This is a genomic window from Rhodopirellula maiorica SM1 (assembly GCF_000346295.1).
GTDB classification, from domain to species: domain Bacteria; phylum Planctomycetota; class Planctomycetia; order Pirellulales; family Pirellulaceae; genus Novipirellula; species Novipirellula maiorica.
In genome coordinates, this window is the sequence record NZ_ANOG01000714.1 from 1 (window position 1) to 4,208 (window position 4,208).

4 protein-coding genes are annotated in these 4,208 nt (G+C 54.0%); 1 reads left to right on the forward strand and 3 read right to left on the reverse strand.

The window, feature by feature from the left end; genetic code table 11:
- Positions 1-303 (reverse strand): TIGR02453 family protein (locus tag RMSM_RS23155; protein ID WP_008702151.1); only part of this gene is annotated, 303 nt, incomplete at its 3' end.
- 211 nt (positions 304-514) lie between these two features.
- Here RMSM_RS23155 and RMSM_RS23160 point away from each other — a divergent pair.
- On the forward strand, positions 515-2,509 hold the full coding sequence (locus RMSM_RS23160) for an NAD(+) synthase (protein ID WP_081614290.1): 1,995 nt from the start codon (positions 515-517) through the stop codon (positions 2,507-2,509).
- On the opposite strand, the gene RMSM_RS23165 is transcribed toward RMSM_RS23160, so the two are convergent.
- Positions 2,506-3,627 (reverse strand): hypothetical protein, encoded by a 1,122-nt coding sequence (locus RMSM_RS23165; protein WP_008702153.1) that lies wholly within the window; start codon positions 3,625-3,627, stop codon positions 2,506-2,508. The genes RMSM_RS23160 and RMSM_RS23165 overlap by 4 nt on opposite strands.
- A 262-nt stretch (positions 3,628-3,889) precedes the next feature.
- A partial coding sequence (locus tag RMSM_RS23170; protein WP_201767072.1) for a hypothetical protein occupies positions 3,890-4,208 on the reverse strand: 319 nt, incomplete at its 5' end.

Below are 4,208 nucleotides of genomic sequence, written 5' to 3' on the forward strand. Positions count from 1 at the left end.
ATTTGTATTGGCTTGATGCCGCAGCGAGATGCCGACGTTGGTTTTGTAGGGCGTCTTGTCTTTGCTGAACCGAGTATCGCGATAAATTCGCATCAGCGATCCGCCGTGCGATTTCGGGATCGCGGAAAGCATCGGTGCCGAGCGGACCAGCGGTTTGTCGAGTTGCCGCACCAATTCCACGGCAGGATCGCGCACCTCGGCTTGATATCGCAGCTTGTTTTCGTTGAACCAATCGCGATGGTTGTTGGTTTGAAGTTCCCGCAAGAAACGAAACAATTCGGGAGGAATCACGGGCTGAGGCATGCAAAAATCAGGTATGAGGGGGTGTCGTTGATCGCTCCGCGATCATTACGCAGCGTAAGAAACAAGAGGAACATCGACTTTACCGGAATTCCTCCCCACCCGCACACTCCCTATTATTTCTCGGGCTGTTATTATTTTTCGGGCGGCCGATGAGTAAAATTGTGTGACTTCCCCATCGAGCCGATCTTCCTCTCTTTCAAGGCCTTGCGATTTGTCTGCTCACGGTTTCTTTCGAATCACGGTTGCATCCCCAGTGATCTCGGTCGCGAATCCTGCCGCCAACGCCATGGCGATGATGCGGTTGATCGATTCATGTGATTCGGATTTGATCGTGTTCCCCGAACTCGGATTGACCGGTTACACCTGTGGTGATTTGTTCGCGACTGATTCACTGCAAAATGCGACGCTCGATGCCTTAGAAACCTTGGTTGCATCGACACGCCAACGTCCCCGTCAAACGGTAATCGTGGGACTGCCGATTGCAATTGACGATTCGCTGATGAATGCGGCCGCAGTGCTTTGCAACGGGCAAATCAAAGGCATCGTGCCGAAAACGTTTCTGCCAACCTATCGAGAATTCTACGAAGGCCGACATTTTCGTGCCGCATCCTCGAACGACCCTCAATGGATCGAACTGCTCGGCGCGCTGATCCCCTTTGGCACCGATTTGTTATTCCAACAAGGCGATGCCAAGATCGGGATCGAAATCTGCGAAGACCTTTGGACACCGATTCCCCCGTCAAGCAATGCCGCGTTGGCCGGTGCTAACGTGCTGGTGAATCTTTCGGCCAGCAACGAGACGATCGGCAAAGCCCAGTGGCGACGTGATTTGATCCGCAGCCAATCGGGCCGCTGTATCGCCGCCTACGCCTACACGTCGGCTGGTCCCGGTGAATCGAGTTCCGACCTAGTTTTCGGAGGCCACTGCTTGATCGCGGAAAACGGAGCGATCTTGGATGAATCACGCACGATCACCGATCAATCCAATGCCACGCATGAAAGTGAAACCGTGGTCACCGTCGACGTTGATCTGGCCAAACTGACACATGATCGGCGTGTCACCGGATCGTTCGACGACGGTAAACAATCATTGACAACCGCCTATCGCTGGATCGAAATCGAACAAGACGATGCCGAGATGCCGCGTCGCACTCCGGAATTGATTCGCTATGTCGACGCACATCCGTTTGTGCCCAAAGCATTTAGCGAACTGGAAGCACGTTGCGAAGAGATCTTTGCGATCCAATCGGCAGGTTTGTGCAAGCGATTGTCGCGTCTGTCGAAAACGACGACGTTAACGATCGGCGTCTCCGGCGGCCTCGACAGCACGCTGGCGTTATTGGTGGCGTTGCGAGCGTGTGACGCGATCGGGTTGCCTCGCCGCAATATCTGTGGAATTACGATGCCAGGTTACGGAACGACCGAGCATACCAAAACCAGTGCCGACCGCTTGATCGAGCTGACGGAAATCACGGGCGAAACGATCGACATCCGCCAACTGTGTCTCGATACGTTCCATGCTCTTGATCACAGCCCACTGGGAATCAAGATTGATCGTGATACGACTCCGGAATCGCTGCAAAAGTCATTTCTCGACCTACCATCCAACGTCGCCGATTTGAAATTCGAAAACGTGCAAGCTCGCATTCGCACGATGTTGTTGATGAATCGGGGGTTTGTGCTAGGCACCGGCGACATGAGCGAACAGGCGCTCGGTTGGTCCACTTACAATGCCGATCACATGTCGATGTACAACGTCAACACCTCGATCCCCAAAACGCTGGTGCGATTCCTGGTTCGCTACGCAGCCGACCACTACTTCAAAGACGAAGTGTCTGAATTATTGCACCGGATCGCTGACACCCCCATTTCGCCTGAATTGATGCCACCGGCGGCGGATGGCACCATTCGTCAAGAAACCGAAGCGTCGATCGGTGCATATGAACTGCATGATTTCTTTCTGTACCATTTCGTTCGCTATGGCTGCGATCGCGAACGCATTCGCTTTTTGGCCCGTCACGCGCAATTCGATCAACCGCACTCCGACGCTGACATTGACGCGACGCTTGAGACGTTTTTTGATCGCTTTTTCAAGAACCAATTCAAACGCAACTGCGTTCCCGATGGTCCCAAAGTGGGATCGGTTAGTTTGTCGCCTCGCGGTGATTGGCGGATGCCAAGTGATGCGGACAGCGACGCGTTCTAGCGCAACCCTTCCACGCCAAGCACATTTGCCCACGTGCCACTAAAACTGCCTAACCGTTCATTCTCGCTGACGCTTTGCAGCGATTCAAACAGCCCTAAAAAGCGATCGGTCAACTCACCCAGATGATCTTTGACGAAATCACCCCATCGCGGATCGTATTTGTGCTCGGTGTCGGGATTCGTTGCCGCCGTGTTAGCGGTTTGTGATTCCCGCGTCTGCATAATCAAATTGTTGCACCAATCATCAATAGCAACCGCCGACGCGCCGAGGGCAACGAGTTTGACGGCGTCATCGGGCGAGATGGCTCCGGGTACCACCCACAACGGCATTCCGGAACATTTCTCGGCATTCATCATCTGGCGTGCTCGTCGGGTAATGTCCGCCAATTCGAGTCCTTCGAGTTGTATTTCGTCCAGCCGTAGGATCAATCCATCCGGCTGGGCGGCGAGCAATTTTGGCAACTCGTCACCCATCCGGTACGGCCCCATCGAAACGAAGACAGCGGCCGATTCGGACAATCGACGAATTTGGTCAATCTTGGATTTCAGGTGTTCCATTGACGCCACGTCCGGCGGAAACGTGGCGGCCGGTACCCAACCGCCACCAGCAACAGGAGACGTCGCCGGAGCGGCTTCCCAACGTTGGATCTGAGCCGGCGAATACGCAAAGCGTCCTGACACGTCGCGCGCCATCATCAAACGTACATCCACCACATCCGCATCATCAAAATCGGTGACTGTTAAACCGTAACGCTCCGATCGATACGGAACGATCCTGCGATAACGACGATGTGTCGCTGAGTTGCCAGAATCCTCGGGTTCGATTTGACGTCCAGCATGAAATATCGATTCGGTTTTCGGAGACGACAGATCACGGTGCATGGCGGTGACCAGGATATCAAGTTCACCGACCGCCACAGCCAAATTGTCAGCTTGCTCCATCGTGATTTGGTACCATGGCGGATCGTACCAAAACAGAGGCAACGGCAGCGGAATGTCGTCGCCATGTTTTCGCGAGATTGTTCCTCGATGCGAATCCACCAGCGATCCGGTCCAAGGAGTAAAAACGGGTGGCGGCAGCAAGTGCAGCGGCGAGAGTCGGTGATTTAATTGCATCATGTGCGATCCGTACTGGCAAACCTAAATGTGTTGAACTAGCCTACAAAGAATCTGTTTGTAAACCGAGAATGAGCGATCCTTGCCAACGAAGTCGTAGCAGAATTCGTGTACGGCTTGTTGATTTAATCGATCTTCGAAAATTGATGTTAGCCGTTTGGGCGCTAGCCCCGGTTCTGTGGTGACGAAACCGGGGCTAGCGCCCAAGCGGCTAACTAAATCAACAAGCCGCCCGCGACTTCCGCTGCTGGTTTTCAAAAAGACTCTAACGCCAATTCGGTGCAACTTCGCCACGCCGTGCCTCTTCGGCGCGAAGCATCGCCTCGGGGACCACACGGCGAAACTCTTTTGCATCACCGCGAATGGATGCATTGATCAGTAGCAACCCAAGCCGCAGCAACTCACGCTTACGCAGCGGAGCTTCGATCACTCCGTCAGCCAAACTTTCAGCGTTACCACGGATAAATACCGAGACGTTGTTCATCGCGTCCCCCAAATTCCGACCGGCAGCTCCACCGATCACGATCATGCCACCGATCCGCCCCCACACCAACTTCGTGACCAACATCGCCACGAACAAAGAT